The organism is Aerococcus loyolae (assembly GCF_002871915.2).
GTDB lineage: Bacteria > Bacillota > Bacilli > Lactobacillales > Aerococcaceae > Aerococcus > Aerococcus loyolae.
Window position 1 is genome coordinate 448,059 of sequence record NZ_CP126958.1, and the last position, 18,871, is coordinate 466,929.

An 18,871-nucleotide genomic window follows, 5' to 3' on the forward strand; every position below is an offset into this window, starting at 1 on the left:
ATTCTCTAAAATAAGTAGTATAGTAATAGGAATACAAGTGATAAAACTAGGAAAAAACTTCCTATGGCTAGACCTTTGCGGTACCAAGGTCCGATGTGAGTCGACAGATAATCTTCTTTGTCAGAATCTTCTGTGCTGACTGGAGATGGATTGGGAGCTGCTTTCCACAGCCTCGGCCCATATTTCTTCCACATGGATTGAAACGTATCAAAGGTACCGGCTTTTAATATCCAACCAGCAAGGGAGGGAATCAAAAAACAAGCGGAAAGTATAAAGTAACCGTCACTTAAGCGTCTGGCCCAGGGATAGCTAGACTCAACCAGCAATTGAAGGAGTGGCAGGACAGTTAATATACTGACCAAAAGAAGGCCTTTATTTTTTTTCATAGTTGATATCATTCCTTATATTGTGATTTTCAATGTTATTAAATTTACCATAAATTAGGAGGTGGCGCAATTTATGAAATCATATGGCAAGTTTCTATTAAGAAGAATATTCTTTATGGTTTTGACCTTATTTCTAATTGCAACGATCACATTTTTCTTAATGAAGCTCTTACCGGGAACGCCTTATACTAATGAAGATAAGCTTTCTCCTGAGCAGATTTATATTATGAATGAACGTTATGGCTTAAACGACCCAGTATTTGTGCAATATATTCGCTATATTTTAGGAATGCTGAAGGGCGACTTTGGGGTATCATTCCAATTCAATAACACCCCAGTGTCTGAATTATTAGGCGCCCGGATCTGGCCTTCCATCCAATTAGGAGCCCAAGCCTTACTGGTAGGGACCGTGATTGGGACTATTTTTGGGGTTATTTCAGCCATGTACCGGAATACTTGGATTGATTCCGGACTAACCTTTCTCTCGATCCTAGGGCAATCGATACCTAACTTTGTTTTCGCCGTCCTCTTACAGCTGATTTTCGCTGTTAAGCTGGGCTGGTTCCCAATTGCTCTTTGGGATAGTGGGCTGTGGTCCTCGGTCTTACCGACCATTGCTCTTTCGATTTCACCCTTGGCCAACTCAGCGCGTTTTGTGCGTACTGAGATGGTGGATGTCTTGAATTCTGACTATATCGAATTAGCCCGGGCCAAGGGACTTAGTCAAACTAAGGTGGCCTTTAAACATGGGGTACGGAATGCCTTGATTCCCCTTGTAACCATCCTTGGGCCTCTGTCTGTGGCCTTGATGACTGGTTCAATGGTAGTGGAGAATATCTTTGCTATCCCAGGGATTGGGGAACAATTTGTTAAATCCATTACCACTAATGATTACCCAACCATTATGGGTGTGACCATGTTCTACTCTACCGCTTTGGTAGTTATCCTATTAATTGTCGACATCTTATACGGAATTATTGACCCACGTATCCGTGTAAGTACTGAAGGAGGGCGTTAAGAATGGCTGAAAATACCAAAGCTTACCCTAAAATGAGTAAAGAAAGCTTCCGCCCAGTTAACCATGAGGATTATTTATCCGCTGAAACCATCTCAGCACCATCCTTGAGTTTTATTCAAGATGCTTGGCGGCGCTTAAAGAAGAATAAAGCAGCTGTTGTTTCTTTAGTTATCCTAATTATTGTGGCTATCATTGCTTTATTAGCTCCGGTTTTAGCTCCTTATGACTATGCTGCCCAAAATGCCCAATTTGCCAACCTACCTCCTAAGATTCCTGGATTGGAAGCCTTGTCCTGGTTCGATGGTAAAACAAAAGTGGCTGGCGCAGCGGTTGATGCTTATGCTAAGGCTGGGGTTCCTGAGGGCCAATACTTCTACCTAGGAACAGACGCTTTAGGGCGTGACTTGTTATCGCGGATTCTCTACGGTACTCGCGTTTCCCTCTTTATTGGGGTGGTTGCCGCACTCTTGAACCTCTTAATTGGGGTGCCTTACGGAATTGTTTCCGGATGGATGGGCGGCAAGGTCGACAACTTGATGCAACGTATCCTTGAAGTGATGTCTGGGGTGCCTAACTTAGTGGTAGTTATCCTTTTATTACTGGTCTTACGTCCAGGGATTTCATCCATTATTATTTCCCTAGCCTTGACCGAGTGGATTACCATGGCGCGTTTAGTTCGGGCAGAAACCCTGAAGATTAAAACCAGTGAATATGTTTTAGCGGCACGGAGTCTAGGAGAATCTCCTTTCAAAATTGCCCTCAAGCATATTCTGCCTAATATTGCTGGTGTGGTTATTATTCAAACCATCTTCTCCATTCCTTCAGCCATCTTCTTTGAAGCTTTCTTGAGCTTTATTGGTTTAGGAATTCCAGCCCCTCAAGCATCCTTAGGGACACTGATTAACGATGGTTATAAGACCTTCCGCTTCCTACCTCACTTGATGTGGTATCCAGCGGGTGTCCTCTGTATCGTTATGATTTCATTTAATATGCTAGCAAACGGATTAAGAGATGCACTTGATCCAAAAACAACGGATTAGGAGGCGAGCAAATGAGTGAAAATGTACTAGAAGTAAAAGATCTAGAAATTGGTTTCGATACCTTTGCTGGTCAAGTCCAAGCCATTCGCGGGGTAAGTTTTGAATTGAAAAAAGGCGAAACCCTAGCTATCGTTGGTGAATCGGGCTCTGGAAAATCCGTGACCGTTCGAACGGTGATGCGTCTCTTAGCCAACAATGCCGTGGTTAATGGTGGTGAGGTCAATTTCAGAAATGAAAATTTACTCGAAAAGACCGATAAAGAAATGCAAGCCATTCGGGGAGAAGACATTGCCATGATCTTCCAAGATCCAATGACTTCTCTGAACCCAGTTATGCGGATTGGGGACCAAGTGGCCGAACCGATCCGCCTCCACCAAAATGCGTCTAAGGAAGAAGCTAACAAGCGGGCTTTGGAACTCTTAGAGCAAGTAGGGATTCCTAATGCCAAGGACCGGATGCGCGATTATCCTCACCAATTCTCTGGTGGTCAACGGCAAAGAATTGTTATTGCTATTGCCCTGGCTTGTCGGCCTGAAATTCTGATTGCTGATGAACCAACTACCGCTCTGGATGTGACTATTCAAGCTCAAATCTTAGAATTGATGAAGGAGCTCCAAACCACTTCAAGCACCTCAATTATCTTTATTACCCACGACTTGGGTGTGGTAGCTAATGTGGCTGACCGGGTAGCGGTGATGTATGCTGGTAAGATTGTGGAATATGGAACGGTTGATGAGATTTTCTATAATCCGCAACATCCTTATACTTGGGGCTTAATTACCTCCATGCCAACCCTGGATACGGAGGGTAAGTTACTATCCATCCCTGGGACCCCACCGGACTTATTAGATCCACCTAAGGGTGATGCCTTTGCCTTGCGGAGTGACTATGCTATGGCTATCGACTATGAAGAACAACCGCCAATGTTCCAAGTCTCTAATACCCACTTTGCGGCTACTTGGTTACTTCATCCCGATTGCCCAGCAGTGACGGTTCCTGAAGAAATCAGTTCTCGCTTTGAAACCTATCAACAATTAGTGGCAGAGGGACTAGTAGAAGAAAATGGTACCAGTATAGGCGTACTTGACCAAGCCCATAAACAAGCCGCACAAAAGGAGGTCGCCCATGACTAAGCAAGAAAAACCTCTCTTAGAAGTTCATCACTTAAAACAATATTTTAATGTGGGACAAAAGAATGAAGTGCGTGGTGTCGATGATATTTCCTTCGACATTTATGAAGGGGAAACATTTGGTCTGGTTGGCGAATCGGGTTCCGGTAAGACCACAACTGGACGGGCCATCATGCGCTTATACCAACCAACTGATGGGGAGATTCTCTTTGAAGGCAAGGATATTGCGGCCATTAAGAAGCGCCAAGATGAATTAGCCTTTAGAAAAGACATTCAAATGATTTTCCAAGATCCTTATGCTTCCTTGAATCCGCGGATGAAGGTTGAAGATATCATTGCGGAAGGTTTGGAAATTCACAAAATCTGTAATAGTGAAGCGGAAGCAAAGGAAAGAGTCAAGCAATTACTTGAAGTGGTTGGTTTGAAAGCTGACCATGCTTCCCGCTATCCTCACGAATTCTCTGGAGGTCAACGGCAACGGATCGGTATTGCCCGTGCCTTAGCGGTCAACCCTAAAATGATTATTGCTGACGAACCCATTTCAGCCTTGGACGTTTCCATCCAGGCCCAAGTGGTTAACTTGATGCAACGTCTGCAAAAAGAGTTTAACTTAACCTATCTCTTTATTGCCCACGACTTGTCTATGGTGAAATACATCTCTAACCGGATTGGGGTTATGTACCGAGGTAAGTTAGTCGAGTTAGCAGATTCTGATGAACTCTACTACCATGCCTTACACCCTTATACCAAGAGTCTATTATCAGCCGTACCACAACCGGATCCTATTCATGAACGTAACCGGAAACGGATCCCATATGACCACGCGGACTTTACCGGCAATGAAAGCATGCATGAAATTGTCCCAGGTCACTACGTTTACTGTAGCCCTGAAGAAGCTGAACAATATAAAGCTAACTACAAATAATAGAGTGTGACAGTCATAACAAAGGACGAAACCACTGGAAAAAACTGGGATAAGCTCAGCAAGGCTGAGTGTTACCAGTTTTTGAAGTGGACGTTCGTCCTGTGACTGGAGCAGGTTTTGATTAAATATTCATTTAAAAAGCTGCAGAGGCAAAGGCTTCTGCAGCTTTTTTGTGGAGGTTTTTCTAAGGCTTCTGAACAAAAAAACTCCGTCATGTGTATGACGAAGTTTTAGCGATCACTATTTTAATCTTCTTGGTTACGTTGTAGGTAGCTTTGGAATAGAAGTCCAGCAATTAAGATAATGTACCAGAGAATTTTACGGTTGCGGGCTTTTTGTGCTTTAGTAACTGCCATTGTTTCTCCTCCTTTATGATCCAAGTCAAACTTTTCTTAATTATACCATAAAGAAGATCTGACTTTAATGAATAAGCAGACTCGGTCTATTCTCTCAAAAGGGAAAAGTTTCGTTTTTTCTTAAAAAAGCGCTCAAAAATAAATATTCCTTAAAACTATGATAGAATAAAGTTTCTGAAAGAATAACACTAAAAACAATAAATTAAATCGAGGGACTGCTAGTATGAAAATTGGTATTGATAAGTATAATTTCTATATTCCAAAGCAATATATTGAAATGAGGGATTTGGCTGAGGCACGCCAAACGGATCCCAATAAGTATCTGCTGGGGTTAGGGCAAGACCAGCAAGCCTTTGCTCCTTTGTCTCAAGATACTGTTTCTATGGCTGCTAATGCTGCGGCAGGCATTCTGACTGACCAAGACAAGGAGGCTATCGATTTAGTAATTCTAGCCACTGAATCAGGGATTGACCAATCCAAGGCTGGAGCCATCTATATCCACCGCTTATTAGGCATCAATCCCAAAGCCCGTTGTATCGAAGTCAAAGAAGCTTGTTACGGAGGAACCTTTGCCCTACAAACTGCCGTCAACCATATCGCTAAACGCCCCCAAGCCAAGGCTCTGGTTCTCACCAGTGATATTGCCCGCTACGGCTTAAACACTGCAGGGGAAGCCACCCAAGGCGCTGGGGCAGTGGCCTTATTGATTACTGCCGATCCCCGAATCCTTAGTGTCAATGACGATGCTAGTTATTATACTATTGATGTCATGGATTTCTGGCGGCCTAATTACTCGCGTTTGGCTCATGTGGATGGGCATTATTCCAATGATCAATACCTTAATGCCCTAGACCAAGTTTGGTCTGACCACCAGGCACTTTCTGGCCACCAGCTGGATGACTTTGCTGCTTTCTGCTTCCACCTTCCTTACACCAAACTAGGCTTAAAAGGGTTAAAACACCTCACCCAAAAGTCTAAGGATGAACCACTAGGGGAGTGGGAGGAATCCTTTGAAGCCAGTCGGGCTTATAATCGTCGGGTAGGCAATATTTACACAGGGTCCCTGTACCTCAGTTTGATTAGTTTATTGGAAAACGATGCTTCTCTAAAAGCAGGCGACCTCATTGGCCTGTACAGTTATGGATCAGGGGCGATGGCCGAATTCTTCTCCATGAACCTAGAAGCTAATTACCAAGACTATCTAGAAGGGGATAAGCACCGCCAACAATTTGCTGACCGGCAAAGGCTTTCCATTCCTGAATATGAAGCCCTCTTTCAAGAAGACCTCCTTAGTGACGGTAGCCAGCAAAGCATTCCAGCCCACGAGGACCAGGATGACTACCGCTTACTCGGCCTAAAAGACCATAAACGCATTTACGGTAAATAAGGAAGAGTGCGACAAGTGTATAAAGAGGGGAGAGAGCTACGCATACTATATCTGTAACTTCCTCCGCTTCAAACAGCTATAGCAACTGGAAGAAAAAAGGCGCCAAAATTCTCAAAGGGAATTTGGCGCCTTTTTTCTGAAGCGGGCGTTGGTCCAGTGACTGGAACACATTTTGATATTTGAAAAAGGGCCAGGAGCTTTTTGTAGTGACTCCCAGAAGTTGAGTTCATAGTCCAACTTTTGGGGCTCTACATTAGTTCCAGGCCCTTTTTTATGGGAAAATTACTCTTCATTAAAGTGATTGACGAAGCTCATCTAAGATCGCCTTGGCGCTTTGTCGGTCCATATGCTTGGCCTTTTGTAAGGCTTGACTGACTTGGTCCACTTCATCGCCCTGGGCACCTATAGCGATGGCCAAGGACCGGGCTTGAAGTGACATGTGCCCCACTTGAATGCCTTCAATAACTAGGGCCCTCAGTGCGGCTAGGTTTTGAGCTAGGCCGAGGGCAGCGACAATCTTCATTAATTCGCTAGCACTGGGGTGGTCGAGTAAGTGATGGACGAGTTTAGCGGCGGGGTGAATTTTGATTGATCCACCAACACTCCCTAAGGCAAGAGGTAGGGTGATCTCTCCAACTAATAGGCCTTGGTCTTCAAGATAGTTCCACTTGGCCAGGCCACAGTATTGTCCGGATTGGCTGGCATAGGCATGGCAAGCTGCCTCCACTGCCCGCCAGTCGTTACCGCTAGCGATCACTAAGGCATCAACGCCATTCATAATACCCTTATTGTGGGTTGTGGCACGGTAAGGATCGACTTGGGCCAGCTGGCTGGCTTGACTAATCCGCATAGCCACTTCCTTAGGATTTTGACCAGGCTTAGCCAGAGCCTCAATAGGGATTTGGCAAGTCGCCTTAGCCAGACATTGAGTTGCTAAATTGGAGAGAATCGCCATTAATTTTTCAAGACCAGGAAGCGATTCCACCTCGTGACTAAGGTCTTCGATATGGCTGGCTAGAGCTTCCAGCATGGTGTTCATCATATTGGCCCCCATGGCTTCCTGAGTATCTACGGTCATATAGACCACAAAAAAGGGTTCGCTTTCACTGGGATAGTAGGCCGTTTCTAACTGGCGTACCCCACCGCCCCGTCGGCTGAGGCTGGGGTGGGCCTGGTTGGCTAGCTGAATGAGTTCTTCTTGGTGGTCTTTAATGTATCTAGTCCAAATTTCGGCTTGGCTGGCTTGGTCTAAGCCTAAGAAGACCATTTGCCCCGTCATTTGCCGGTCCAGGACCTCACTATGAAAGCCACCACCTGCCTTAGCCATTTTAGCGGCGTAACTGGCTGCTGCAATGACACTCGGTTCTTCGATCGCCATGGGGACCAAGTAGTCTTTTTGATTGATGACAAAGTTCATAGCCAGTCCTAGAGGCAGGGAATAGGTTCCAATGAGATTTTCAACCATGTTATCAGCCAGGTCTAAGGCTAGGCCCTGGTTATTTTTGAGATAATCTTTTTCTGCATCACTAATATAGTGGAGCTCATTTAAGCGGGCCAGGCGTTCCTCTAAGGGGAGGCGGTAGAAGCCCTGTAAATTCACTTGAGTCATGATAACCTCCTAATTGCTTTGTTTATCAGTGAGGGTTAAGTCTTTTTACATTTCCATAAAAAAAGAAGTTGGCAATTGCTTCCAACTTCTAGTTTATGGGTCATTGCTTTATTAATCAATAGCCGGTCACTATTAATGATCGATACAATAGAGATTATCATCGACCATTTGATCGTCAGTTAAGAGGACAAAAACTTGCCGGAATTCATCAAAATCGATCCGGTTATCATTACCTAACATGCTGAGAGCTTGTGTTGTGACATGGATTTGACCAATATGCGTTTCAAGGACCTCATCAAAGCCTTCAAAACTCGGCGCATTGGTTTGTAAGACGAGACTACGATAGGCTCGGTGGCTGGTATGACCGGTTTCATCGGAAGTTGTTAGGCAAATATTATGGAAACGATCTAAGCTTTGTAACTGTTGTATGGCTTTCTGGGTGAAAAATAACTTCATGGCATATCCTCCTCACAACAACTCTTATAAGGATGATTATATCAGAATTTGTGAGCAGTTTAGTCGGAAAAGCCTAAAAATAATTTTTAAAACGTTTTCATACCTTCACCAGCCGCTACTGAGAAAGCGGAGGCAGTCGGGGAGGTGTTTGGCCCAGTAAAATTCATTATGCTCTTCATCCACATAGATGTTGAAGTCAATATTTTCTACCGGGATACCTCCTGCTATAAGCAAGGCCTGGTAGTGGAGGGAAGCGTCGATATAGGCTTGGGCCATATTGCCTGGGATAAAGAGACGGTCGGTATCATCGCCTTCTTTGGTGCCGACTTGGAGGTAGATTTTTTGCTCGGGGTCTAAGTCTTGTGACTTGAGATAGCGGTCAAAGGGTTCTTGGACTATCCACTGGGCTAGGGAAAAAATTCCCAAGCGGCCAATTTGATCGGCATATTTAACCCCCATATAGGCGGTGATATTGGCTCCAAAAGAAGACCCAATCATGGCCGTATGCTTTTTATCGGTTTTAGTCCGATAGGTAGTATCGATAAAGGGTTTAACCACCTTCATGATGAAGTCACTAAAATCATTGCCTAAGCCGCCTAAGGGTCTTTCCTTAGGGTCGCTAGGGTTTTCGAAGCTCCAAGCATTATAATCATCCGCCCGAGTTTGAGGGTCGTTGTCAATGCCGACCACAATCATCTTGGGTAAATCGGGGTTACGCTTGAGGGTGGGGATGACCTTCCAGGAATAACCGAGGAAAGACTCCTTACTATAAAAAACATTTTGTCCGTCATGCATATAAACGACCGGGTAGGAGACGGATTCCTGCTGGTAATTTTTAGGGAGTAGGACCCGTACCCGCCGCTTCTTGCCGGAATAGGGCAAGCTTAAGTAGTGGGTTTTCATTTTTAGATAATAATAATCGGCATTTAACATGATTTACCTCCGCTTAATGTGCTATAAGCATACTTGACCCTGGGGGATTAAGCAAGCGCAATCCCCCCTGACGATGGTCAAGGTTAAGAAATAATTGCAGACTTCACAATATTTCGCTACAATGATGAGTAGAATAAAGGATAAGGGGGAGATGCCTTGGCAACAGAAGTCGAGCTTCTCAACGAAGCAGAAATGAAGCGCGCCTTAACGCGAATGAGTTATGAGATTTTGGAACGCAACCATGGTACCGCTAATTTAGCCATCGTGGGGATTAAAACCCGGGGAGCCATTATTGCTAACCGGATTAAGGACCGCATCAACCAGTTAGAAGAGGCTGATGTCTTTTATGGGGAATTAGACGTCCGCGCTTATCGTGATGACCTCGACCAGGAAAAGGATAAGCTGATCAAAGACTTATCCCAGCTGGATTTTGATGTGAATGGTAAACATATCTTTATCTGTGATGATGTGCTCATGACCGGTCGGACCATTCGGGCGACCATGGATGCCTTGATGGATCATGGGCGCCCAAGTAAGATCTCTTTAGTGACGCTCATTGACCGGGGCCACCGGGAATTACCGATTCGAGCGGATATTGTTGGTAAAAATATTCCCACTTCCCGGCAAGAGAAAATTCGGGTGAAGATGCGGGAACTCGACAGTAAGGATGCAGTATATATAATTAAATAATTGGTACTAGGGGAGCCTTTATGGCTGAGATGTAATTTACAGACCCTTTGAACTTGAGACTAGGTAATACTAGCGGAAGAAAGTGCACGAAAAACAGGTAAGAGGCATTTTCTCTTACCTGTTTTTGTGCTAAGAAAGGATTTAATTATTATGGGACAAAGTAAACAAGTAAGGATTTTATTGGAAATTGCTATGGTAGCGGTATTGGCATATTTATTAGGTCTTTTACCGACAACCAATGGAGTCGGTATTGGGGTGAACTTAGGAGTTATTCCTATTTACTTGATCTCCTTAAGACGGGGGATAAAGAGCGGTTTTGCTGCCGGCTTTCTATTTGGGCTCTTGCAATTAATCACTGGTCAAGCCACGATTCTAACGCCCTTCCAAGTCTTCCTTGAATACTTCTTCGCCTTTATGTTAGCCGGTCTAACTGGAGTCTTTGCTAATCGTGTGAAGAGTGCAAGCTTAAAAGGGGATAAAAAAGGCCTATGGATTGGTATCTTTTCAGCGACCTTTATTGGGATGGTTGCCCAATACTTTATCCATTGGTTCGCCGGCTATGCCTTTTGGTCTTCTTATGCGCCAGAAGGGATGAATGCATGGTGGTATACGACCATTGTCAATGTACCTACTGGTTTCTTCACCTGGTTAGTAGGGGCTTTAGTGGTGGCCTTGTTATTTAATAATGCCCCCCGACTCTTAAACCCAGAAGATTAAAAGGCTATTTTAACGATTGATTAGATGGAATTATTATTTTGAGACGTCCTTTGAGGGGGGGTCTTTTTTTATTGGCTGTGACTTGTTTTTGATAAAAAAGAAAGATTTTATGGAATTGTTGGCGCGCAAACACTTTAATAAGAAAGCGTTTGCTATAATATTTTGTGAAAAGGATAACTAAAGTTAAAGCCTAGCTGAAAGCTTTCTCTATTTTTTTAGATAAGTATGTGAAATTATGAACTATACTTTTCACCTAAAGTGAGAAGGCATTAAAGACCAATAAGTAATAGAGGATTTAAGTAAAAATATTGGAAAGGAGTGTTCAATGTGTTTGTTCTTCGTTTCTTACTGGCAATGGTTATTGCTTATTTCGCTGGAGAACTAGCTAAGAAAATCAAATTCCCAGCCATCATTGGCTGGTTGATTGTGGCCATGTTTCTTGGAGAGCACGGGCTAAATCTTTTAAGCCCTGAATTAATTTCAACCAAGGTCTATCAATCACTGATGGTACTGATGCAAATTCTAGTGGGGTCGATGGTGGGCTATAAGTTAGTTTACCGTGACATCAAGGATTCTATCAGTAAAGTCTTTGCCATGGGGATATCTGACCTAGTGGTAACATTTGCAGTGGTGACGGGATCTTTTGCCCTTATTCTTCACCTTCTAGGTCTACCCATCATTGCTGCTTTACTCTTTGGGGGGATCGCTATTGCGACTGCACCGGCACCTCCAGTCTCAGTGGTGGAGCAATATGATTGTTCCGGTCCCTTATCTGATTCAGTGCCCTCGATGACGGCTTTTAACTCAGTGATGGTTAACATAGTCTTCTTCCCCTTAGTTTCGGTGATTGGAGCGGTTCTAAACGAAAGTTCCACTTCTGTCTTGGGGTCATTACTGATTATGATCCTAGCTCCGATTCTCTTGGGGGGAGTGATCGGAGTTGTCGCAGGGAAATTAGTAGGAAAGGGCGCTTCCAAACAGCAAAGCTTCCTTATCTATTTGTTCACCATGCTAATCATCTATGCCTTAGATAATTATTTGAACTGGCATGTCTTCACTGAAACTCAGATGATGTCCTTATTAGCCGGGATTGCCGGATCATGTGCCTTTATGAACGTGGTTGATCCTGAGAAAGTTCCGAGCTTGCAAATGGATCTCGGACCGGTTCATTCTTATGCCTTAATGATTTTCATTGTTAACCTATCGATTCACCTGAATCCAGCGGCCTTATTTGATGGTGGCATGCTTATGGTGGCCTATATCTTGATTAGAGCCCTAGGTAAATACTTGGGGTGCTATCTGGGAGCCAAGATCAGTCATGCCCCCAAAGTCGTGGAAAAGTATATGGGAGTCATTATGATGCCTCACTCTGGAGTTTCAATTATGTTTGCCGGGATTGCGGCTTATAATTTGATGGGCGTTTATCCTGAGCTAGCCAATCTCTTACAGATCACTATTTCAGCCGCTGCCCTAATCATTGAAATTATTTCTCTTCCGCTAGCCGGCATGGTTTATCGAAAACTCGGTGAAGCGGGCAAGGAGAAAGAAAAATTGGCAAGGCAAGAAGACTTACTGCCTAGTTAAGTGATGAAGTGAAGCGGACAGGACGCAGCTTGTATTAAAATAAAAGGAGAAAACCAACCATATTGAAAGACACAGGGGGATGGGGAAATGTCAACATCATTTATTGACTACTGTCTCAACCATGAGAAAGTCATTAATCACACTCGCCAGGAAAACTATAAAAAGGGCGATGTGATTGAGACCATTGGAACACGGATTACTGAAATTGGTATTGTCGATAAAGGCTTACTCAAAACAGTGAATTATTCGGCAGAAGGGAAGGAGTTAAACACCACACTCTTCTTTACCAATTCAATCCTATTGGAATACCTTTATTTTAACGAGAATTTAAACTATACCTATGATTTAGTGGTCTTACGAGCCACTACCGTTACCTGGATACCGGCAAAATTATTTAAAGCCATTGTTTTTGAAGACAGTTTGGGCATGGAGCTCTATGTCCACCACTTGATTGAGCGAGGCTTAGAATCCCAGCGGATTATTTCCTGCTTGAACTATCCTACTATTCGTGAACGGATTTGTTACTGGATTGCCTCCAAGAATTCTCTAGAAATTGGGCGGAGCGATATAAAACCCGATATGGAATTACCCTTCACCCAAGAAATTTTTGCCAAGTTAATCAAGGTCAGCCGGTCCAGTTTAAACCAAGAATTACACCTTATGGAAGAAGAGGGCTTCTTTAAAATGACGCGGAAAGCCCTGACCCATATTAATCAAGAGAAAATTTGGGATAACCTGTAAAGGAGTTGATGTCAAAGATATTCATAACTCATGCGATCACGTTAGGACTTATAGAGGTCTTTAACGTCTCCACCATCAAATAGCTATCAAATACTGAATAAAGGAGTGTTGAGATGATAAAAGAATACCAACAAGGTGATTTTAAAGCTGAAATTGCTGAGGGCAATGTTTTGGTCGATTTCTATTCGAAGACCTGTGGCCCTTGTAAAATGTTAAGTTTTATCCTAGAGGATATTAATAAAAGCCATGGGGATGACCTGACTATTCTTAAAGTGAGTTTTGAAGAAAATACTGACATCGTAGAAGAATATAGCGTCGAAGGCTATCCAACCTTAGTTTATTTTAAAGACGGTAATGAAATCACCCGTAAAGCGGGCTTACAACAAAAACCAGTGATTGAAAAAATGTTAGAGGAGGAATAACCATGACAGAAACAGCAACCTATACCTATAAAGAACACCTGATTGAAAAACAAAGAAAAGCCGAAGAGGCTATGTTAGAAGAGTTTCACTTGGGTGACTATACCCTAGATAATCCCTTAGTGAAATACAATGCCTATCTCATTAACCCCTTATCTGCAGTGGTTCTCTTCAAGACCGAAGAACCTACCGCGATTACTGTCCGTGTCTTAGGTAAAACTGAAGAAGCAGATATCTTCCAAACCTTCCCAGTAGGGACTGAACATGTGCTACCTATTGTGGGACTCTACCCTGAATATGAAAACAAGGTGGAAATTTATCCTTACCAAACCCCTTCCAAAAAACATACAGTGACCATTCCAGTGGGCGAAGTGGAAGGTACCGACCTGGTGAATTCGATTGAAACCACTCCAGAATACATGCAGGACAATATCATGTTCCTCTGTCCGGCTAACTATGCCTTAGCCATCGCGGTTGACTATGCGGGTGACGTGCGCTTGAAATTAGATGTACCGATGGTCTGGGATGTTAAGGTGCTAGAAAATGGTCACTTACTCATGTCCAGTGACCGCTTGACCTCTATGCCATACTTCATGAGTGGGATGTATGAATTTTCAGCCGTAGGTAAGATTTATACCGAATACCGGGTACCTACCGGCTTCCACCACGACTGCTGTGTCTTACCTAACGGAGACATCATCGCTTTAACCTGTAACCATGAAAACAGTACCGTGGAAGACCAACTAGTGGTAGTGGATAAAGATACCGGTGTGGTAAAACGGACCATTAACTATATTGATTTCTTAAAACCTGGTGCCCAAAAATCAGGCTCCTGGTCAGAAGAAGACTGGTTCCACAACAATGCTGTCTGGTATGACGAACACACCAATTCCCTAACCTTATCTGGTCGTCACGTTAATGCCATGGTTAACATTGACTTCGATACTGAAGAAATTAACTGGATTATTTCTGATCCCGATGGCTGGCCAGAAGAATACCACAAGTATCTCTTCACTCCAGTGGGCGACGGTGAATTTGACTGGCAATATGAACAACATGCCAACTTAATTACTCCTGATGGTGACGTTATGTGCTTTGACAACCACCATTACGGGGCTCAAGACCCAGACAAGTACTTAACACCAGAAGAATCCTATTCACGTGGGGTCCGTTACAAGATTGATACCGAAACCATGGAAATTGAACAAGTCTGGCAATATGGTAAAGAACGTGGTTATGAATTCTTCTCACCATATATCTGTAACGTGGTTTACTATAATGAAGACCACTACCTCATTCATTCCGGCGGTATTGCTTATGACGGCCAAGGCAACCCATCCAAAGAATTAGGGCCATTTGCTATGCAAGAAGATCCTGATGCTAAATTAGAATCCATTACCGTTGAATGGAACCATGGCGTTAAGGAATATGAATTAAGCGTGCGTTCTAACTACTACCGGGCTGAGAAATTCCCACTATATTCTAAGAAGGGTGGCGAATATGACCTACAATTAGGCGCTGGTCGTGTCCTCGGTTACTTAGGTGAAACCGCGCAAATGGACTATGACATTCCAGCTGAAGAAGTCAATGAACCAGTCCCAGAAAAGGTCGATGTTCGTCTAACTGATGAAGAAGATATGTTTACCTTTGAAGCCATGTTTGAAAAAGGTCAATTGGTCATGTTAGTTCTTGAAGGCGAAGAAGATACCCGTCGTTACTTCATCTCAACTGCTAAGGGGCACCGTGGAGCTATGTGTGCCGGGACCTTCCTACCTAAGGATGACCGGGAAACTCGGACTGTGGTCACCAAATACGGTTTTGATAAGGGAGAGTACAAGGTCAAATTGATCATCGATGACAAGAAATATGATACTGGCCTAACCATTAAGGGTTAAAGCAAGACATTTTAAATTTCTTTAAAAAAATTTGGACAAATTAACCAAACTATGGTCTAATAAAATAGCTACCTCGGAAGCCTTTTCCGTTATAAGAAGCGACTTCTGAGGTGCTTTTATTATTTTAAGGAGGAAGATATGGACATTTTGAAAAAGAAGAGCTTCTGGCTCTCATTTATTCTGTTATTATTAGTATCATTATTTGCTAAATGGCTATCAGGCTTCCCTGGATTATCCTTAATTGGTCACTTAGTGATTGCTTTAATTATTGGGATGGTTTTACAAGCATCCGGTCAATTAAAGGGAATCGCCAAAGGAGGCTCAGGCTTTATCTCTAACAAGTTCTTACGCTTGGGGATTATCTTGATGGGTTTTCGTCTCAACCTGGAAGTGCTGGCTCAACACGGGGTCAAGACTATTACCCTGGCTATTGTGGTAATTGCCTTTACAATTGGCTTGATTTATAGCCTAGCTAAGGCTGCAGGGATTGAACGCAAATTATCCCTCTTATCCGCTTCTGGTTGTGGGATCTGTGGGGCAGCCGCAGTTCTTGGTTTATCGCCCATTATTGAAACGGATGAGGACGATGAGGTGATTTCTGTTGCCGTAGTCGCTATTCTGGGGACCATTTTCACCTTGATTATGGTGCTCTTACGTCCAGTCATGGGCTTAACCGATGTTCAGTTTGGGGTCCTAGCTGGTGGCTCCTTACATGAGATTGCCCATGCAGTCGCTGCCGGGGCTGCAGGGGGAGCGGCTTCAGAAAATATTGCCGTGATTGTTAAGTTATCACGGGTATTAATGTTAGCACCCGTATCCTTGATTTTCTCTTATATTGCTAGTCGCCGTAGTGATGGCAATAGCCATGCCAAGATTCAATGGCCATGGTTCATGTTAGGTTTCATCATTTCTTCAGCGATTGGGACCTATGCCGGTTTATCCGAAGCCATTGTAGGTCACTTAGTTGACCTGGCCTATATCCTTTTAGGGATGGCCATGGCTGCTTTAGGGGTAAATGTGAACTTTAAAGTTGTCTTTGAAAAGGGTCAAAAAGTCTTTGCGGTTTGCTTCGCTGGCTCAGTAGCCCTCTTTGCCCTGGTCTTTGTTGCAGCTAAAATGTTCTTTTAATCAATTAAGGCAAAAGAAAAAACGCAAGTCCATTTGGGCTTGCGTTTTTTGTATGAAGTGATTATTCTTCGTCAGAATCTTTTTCGCCGATAACTTCAGGTTCAGCTGCTACAGCTGGTTCTGCATCTTCTTCAGGTTCGTCATCTGGAGCGCTGACTGATACGATAACTTCTTCTGGGTCGGTAATTAATTCAGCTTCTTCCATACCTTCGAATTTAACTTCGCCGGCAGTAACGCTGTCATTAATGTCTAAGCCGCTAACATCCACAGTGAAGTATTCTGGCGCTTTAGCAGGGTCAATACGTAAGGTAACTTCGTAGACGTTGATGGCTGCCACACCAGCAGGGTTAGCTAGCTTGTCTTCGCCAACGATAGATACAGGAACGTTAACCTCAAGTTTTTCACCTTTCTTGATCGCTTGTAAGCTAATGTTATAAACGATTGGTTTAATCGCTGCGCGAGAAATTTCACGTAGGAAAACAGTACGGCTTCCTTGTCCTTCAATTTCTAATTCGAAAACTGAGTTAGTCCCTAAATCACGTTCAATTTTTTCCACGTCTGGGCGTTCCATTGAAATTTTGATAGGGTCTAGGTCACTAGCATACACGACACCTGGAACTAGGTCTTCACGGCGTAAAGCCTTTGAAGCGGATGTTCCTGCAGCATCACGCGTTTTTGCTACAAATTTCATCATTCTACCTCCTGATTATTACTTTTATGAATTCTTTGAATTCCTAAAAACTACTCAATTATAGCACAAAGAGCCATCATAGATCAAGAATCCATAGTTTTTCAATTTCTATTTAACCATAAAAAGGCCAAGAGTTGTAGTCTTTTTGGGAAATATTTCCTGTAATTTCCTTTTTCGCCTGTCCAGAGAATGATAGGGACCTCTAGTTTTTAATTCCTAGTGGACCAACTTAGGGCTTAAGTATGGTAAAATAACGGCAATAATATCTGCTTACCTAGGAGGTTATCCATGTTATACACCAGTACGAGAAATAATCAGCTTTCTGTTCGGTCAACGGAGGCGGTTTTACAAGGCTTAGCACCTGATGGGGGGCTTTATGTTCCTGAATCGATTCCTCATTACCAAGGCGATTGGGAGACGATGAGTAAGTTGTCCTACCAGGAACTAGCTTTTCAAATTTTAAGCCTCTATTTTGATGATTTTCCTGAGGATATTTTACAATCCTGTATCCAAGCTGCCTATGATGATAAATTTGATGATGACCGCATTGCACCGATTGTGGGCTTATCGGGCCACTATCTCTTGGAACTTTTCCATGGGCCAACGATTGCCTTTAAGGACATGGCCTTATCCTTACTGCCTCATTTAATGAAGGCTGCCCAAAAAGTCTTGGGGCGTGATGAGGAAATTATCATTTTAACCGCAACTTCAGGAGACACCGGTAAGGCCGCTATGGCTGGCTTTGAAGATGTGTCTGGTACCAAGATTATTGTCTTCTATCCTAAGGGAGGGGTTTCCAGCATTCAGGAGAAACAAATGCTGACCCAAAAAGGAGACAACACGTTTGTCTTCGGGGTTAAAGGGAACTTTGATGACGCTCAAAGTAAGGTCAAGGAGCTCTTCAATGACAAGGACTTGGCAGCTGAACTCAAGGCTAACCACAGTCAATTTTCTTCTGCCAATTCCATGAATATCGGACGCTTGTTCCCTCAAGTGGTTTACTATTTCTATGCCTATGGGCAATTACTGAAACAGGGTGCCATTCAAGCAGGGGACTTGGTCAACTTTACGGTGCCGACCGGGAATTTTGGAAATATATTGGCTGGCTACTATGCTAAGCAAATGGGCCTACCGATTGATCGCTTAGTCTGTGCCTCTAACGACAATACCGTCCTCTATGACTTCTTCAATAGCGGGACTTATGACCGCCGTCGCCCCTTTAAGTTGACCATCTCTCCATCAATGGATATTTTGGTCTCCAGTAACCTGGAACGACTCTTGTATTACGCTGTGGGTCAGGATAGTCAAGCGGTCAAAGACTTGATGGTTGCATTACAGGACGAAGGTCACTACCAATTAGGTCAAGAAGTGCAAGCGGCCTTTGATAGCTTTATTGGCGCTTATAGTGATGAAGCTGAAACCAGAGCAGAAATTGAGCGCGTTTACCAAGAGGACCGTTACCTCATGGACCCTCATACGGCCGTGGCTTCTGCCTGCCTAAGCAAGGTAAAGAACCAGTTAGCGGGAGCAAGCATCGTGGTATCAACCGCCAGCCCCTTCAAGTTCCCTGCTGCCGTTTTGGAATCGATCGATAAGGGCGATAGCCATTTGAGTGACTTAGAGCTCTTAGAGGCAGTACAAGTGGCCAATGGCTTGGACTATCCCCAAGCGATCCAAGCCATCCTTGAAGCGGACAGCCGGCCTGAACGGGTGATTGAAGTGGAGGAAATGGAAACAGTGGTAAGAGAGATTGCCAAAGGATAGGA

Annotated in this window: 18 protein-coding genes and 1 riboswitch; of the genes, 13 read left to right on the forward strand and 5 right to left on the reverse strand. The window is 43.7% G+C overall.

Going from position 1 to position 18,871, the window contains the following annotated elements:
- Positions 1-5: 5 nt before the first annotated feature.
- Positions 6-386: a DUF3899 domain-containing protein gene (locus tag CJ190_RS01995; protein ID WP_064292973.1), complete on the reverse strand. Its 381-nt coding sequence runs from the start codon at positions 384-386 to the stop codon at positions 6-8.
- A gap of 73 nt (positions 387-459) precedes the next feature.
- Between CJ190_RS01995 and opp3b the strand changes: the two genes are divergently transcribed.
- From opp3b to CJ190_RS02020, 5 genes are all read left to right on the forward strand, one after another.
- Positions 460-1,404, forward strand: a complete 945-nt coding sequence (gene opp3b / locus CJ190_RS02000) for an oligopeptide ABC transporter permease (RefSeq protein WP_013669345.1) — start codon at positions 460-462, stop codon at positions 1,402-1,404.
- 2 nt (positions 1,405-1,406) lie between these two features.
- Positions 1,407-2,444, forward strand: a complete 1,038-nt coding sequence (opp3C, locus tag CJ190_RS02005) for an oligopeptide ABC transporter permease (protein ID WP_013669512.1) — start codon at positions 1,407-1,409, stop codon at positions 2,442-2,444.
- A gap of 11 nt (positions 2,445-2,455) precedes the next feature.
- Entirely contained in the window at positions 2,456-3,577 is a 1,122-nt protein-coding gene (locus CJ190_RS02010; protein ID WP_064292972.1) for an ABC transporter ATP-binding protein, read from the forward strand.
- Entirely contained in the window at positions 3,570-4,499 is a 930-nt protein-coding gene (locus tag CJ190_RS02015; protein WP_013670088.1) for an ABC transporter ATP-binding protein, read from the forward strand. The genes CJ190_RS02010 and CJ190_RS02015 overlap by 8 nt, the downstream gene beginning before the upstream one ends.
- 579 nt (positions 4,500-5,078) lie before the next feature.
- Positions 5,079-6,242: a hydroxymethylglutaryl-CoA synthase gene (locus CJ190_RS02020; protein ID WP_064292742.1), complete on the forward strand. Its 1,164-nt coding sequence runs from the start codon at positions 5,079-5,081 to the stop codon at positions 6,240-6,242.
- Between the two features lie 292 nt (positions 6,243-6,534).
- Here the strand turns inward: CJ190_RS02020 and CJ190_RS02025 are convergent, their stop codons facing one another.
- From CJ190_RS02025 to CJ190_RS02035, 3 genes are all read right to left on the reverse strand, one after another.
- Positions 6,535-7,851: a hydroxymethylglutaryl-CoA reductase, degradative gene (locus CJ190_RS02025; RefSeq protein ID WP_070598028.1), complete on the reverse strand. Its 1,317-nt coding sequence runs from the start codon at positions 7,849-7,851 to the stop codon at positions 6,535-6,537.
- A gap of 132 nt (positions 7,852-7,983) precedes the next feature.
- Entirely contained in the window at positions 7,984-8,307 is a 324-nt protein-coding gene (locus CJ190_RS02030; protein ID WP_064292740.1) for an iron-sulfur cluster biosynthesis family protein, read from the reverse strand.
- 105 nt (positions 8,308-8,412) lie between these two features.
- A complete protein-coding gene (locus CJ190_RS02035) occupies positions 8,413-9,240 on the reverse strand; it encodes an alpha/beta hydrolase (RefSeq protein WP_064292739.1) in 828 nt (275 codons plus the stop codon).
- Positions 9,241-9,396: 156 nt separating this feature from the next.
- On the opposite strand from CJ190_RS02035, the gene pyrR reads away from it, so the two are divergent.
- From pyrR to CJ190_RS02070, 7 genes are all read left to right on the forward strand, one after another.
- On the forward strand, positions 9,397-9,930 hold the full coding sequence (gene pyrR, locus CJ190_RS02040) for a bifunctional pyr operon transcriptional regulator/uracil phosphoribosyltransferase PyrR (protein ID WP_224783429.1): 534 nt from the start codon (positions 9,397-9,399) through the stop codon (positions 9,928-9,930).
- A riboswitch (TPP riboswitch) is annotated at positions 9,929-10,028 on the forward strand. Its footprint overlaps the gene before it by 2 nt.
- A gap of 52 nt (positions 10,029-10,080) precedes the next feature.
- Positions 10,081-10,647 carry an energy-coupled thiamine transporter ThiT gene (thiT, locus tag CJ190_RS02045; protein ID WP_064292738.1) on the forward strand — a complete coding sequence of 189 codons (567 nt, stop codon included), beginning with the start codon at positions 10,081-10,083 and terminating at the stop codon, positions 10,645-10,647.
- A 327-nt stretch (positions 10,648-10,974) separates the two neighbouring features.
- Entirely contained in the window at positions 10,975-12,231 is a 1,257-nt protein-coding gene (locus CJ190_RS02050; RefSeq protein ID WP_064292737.1) for a cation:proton antiporter, read from the forward strand.
- A gap of 87 nt (positions 12,232-12,318) precedes the next feature.
- Positions 12,319-12,972 carry a Crp/Fnr family transcriptional regulator gene (locus tag CJ190_RS02055; protein ID WP_070598029.1) on the forward strand — a complete coding sequence of 218 codons (654 nt, stop codon included), beginning with the start codon at positions 12,319-12,321 and terminating at the stop codon, positions 12,970-12,972.
- Between the two features lie 113 nt (positions 12,973-13,085).
- Positions 13,086-13,394: a thioredoxin family protein gene (locus CJ190_RS02060; RefSeq protein WP_064292735.1), complete on the forward strand. Its 309-nt coding sequence runs from the start codon at positions 13,086-13,088 to the stop codon at positions 13,392-13,394.
- A 2-nt stretch (positions 13,395-13,396) separates the two neighbouring features.
- Positions 13,397-15,286 (forward strand): aryl-sulfate sulfotransferase, encoded by a 1,890-nt coding sequence (locus CJ190_RS02065; protein ID WP_064292734.1) that lies wholly within the window; start codon positions 13,397-13,399, stop codon positions 15,284-15,286.
- Positions 15,287-15,424: 138 nt separating this feature from the next.
- Positions 15,425-16,414, forward strand: a complete 990-nt coding sequence (locus tag CJ190_RS02070) for a YeiH family protein (RefSeq protein WP_013668763.1) — start codon at positions 15,425-15,427, stop codon at positions 16,412-16,414.
- A gap of 61 nt (positions 16,415-16,475) precedes the next feature.
- Here CJ190_RS02070 and CJ190_RS02075 read toward each other — a convergent pair whose 3' ends face one another.
- A complete protein-coding gene (locus CJ190_RS02075; RefSeq protein ID WP_064292733.1) occupies positions 16,476-17,105 on the reverse strand; it encodes a 50S ribosomal protein L25 in 630 nt (209 codons plus the stop codon).
- 288 nt (positions 17,106-17,393) lie between these two features.
- Between CJ190_RS02075 and thrC the strand changes: the two genes are divergently transcribed.
- A complete protein-coding gene (gene thrC, locus CJ190_RS02080; RefSeq protein WP_064292732.1) occupies positions 17,394-18,869 on the forward strand; it encodes a threonine synthase in 1,476 nt (491 codons plus the stop codon).
- Positions 18,870-18,871: the final 2 nt, after the last annotated feature.